This window comes from Methylophaga sp. UBA4204 (genome assembly GCF_002379485.1).
GTDB lineage: Bacteria > Pseudomonadota > Gammaproteobacteria > Nitrosococcales > Methylophagaceae > Methylophaga.
This window is the reverse complement of the sequence record NZ_DFTU01000091.1, coordinates 1,039-2,287: the sequence shown is the minus strand read 5'-3', so window position 1 is coordinate 2,287 and position 1,249 is coordinate 1,039. Positions and strand designations below refer to the sequence as shown.

General features: G+C 46.0%; 1 protein-coding gene. It reads right to left on the bottom strand.

All coding sequences use genetic code 11. The annotated features are described in order from the left end of the window. A partial coding sequence (locus B3182_RS13545; RefSeq protein ID WP_292753104.1) for a DNA gyrase C-terminal beta-propeller domain-containing protein occupies positions 1-1,249 on the bottom strand: 1,249 nt, incomplete at both ends.

Sequence of the window (1,249 nt, the reverse complement as noted above, 5' to 3'; positions counted from 1 at the left end):
TTCTTCCGTTAAATCATCAGTGTGTGGCAGATCGTCGATATCTTGATCTTCATCTTCAATAACGCGTTCCAGACCCACCAGTTTTTCTTCATTACTGAGATTAATCAGACGTACACCCTGAGTATTACGTCCTACCAGAGAAACATGTTTAACAGGTGTACGAACCAGCGTACCGCCATTGGTAATCAACATGATCTGATCTTCGTCACAGACTTGTACTGCACCGACGACCTGACCGTTACGTGCAGAAGTCTGGATTGAAATAATGCCCTGACCACCACGACCCTGGACACGATACTCTTCCAGGTTGGTGCGTTTACCGTAACCGAACTCGGTTGCTGTCAGAATGGCACCTTCCTGCTGAGCAATAATCAACGAAATGATCTGTTCACCATCGGCCAGACGCATACCACGAACACCACGGGAAACACGGCCCATTGAGCGAACATCGGTTTCAGGGAAACGGATAACTTTGCCGTTGCTGCTAAACAGCATGACATCAGACTCACCATCCGTTAATGCCACCCCAACCAGTTTGTCATCATCTTTCAGATCGACCGCAATAATACCGTTGGCGCGTGGACGGGAGTAATCAACTAATGGCGTTTTCTTGACCGTGCCACTAGCAGTTGCCATAAAGATAAATTTATCGGCTTCAAACTCACGAATAGGCAATACCGCATTGATACGTTCGTTTTCTTCCAGAGGCAGCAAGTTCACAATGGGTTTACCACGGGCCGTACGGCCACCTTGTGGTAATTCATAAACTTTTTTCCAGTAAACCTTACCGGTACTGGAGAAACACAATAAAGTGTCATGCGTATTGGCAATAAACAGATGTTCAATGAAATCTTCATCTTTCATTGAAGTGGCTGCTTTACCTTTACCGCCACGGCGTTGCGCCTGATAGGTATCCAACTGCTGTGTTTTGGCATAACCAGCATGCGATAAAGTGACCACCATCTCTTCTTCAGTGATCAGATCTTCCAATGTCAGATCCAGATGTGTATCCAGAATTTCGGTACGGCGGTTATCACCATACTCATCATTAATTGCTACTAATTCCTGACGGATAACAGCCATCAGATTGTCTGGGTCACTCAAAATAGCCAGCAAGTCACGAATTTGATCGAGAACTTCACGGTATTCCTGCAGGATTTTGTCTTGTTCCAGACCGGTCAGTCTATGCAGACGCATATCCAGGATAGCCTGGGCCTGAACTGGCGATAAATAATATTGTCCTTCCTCA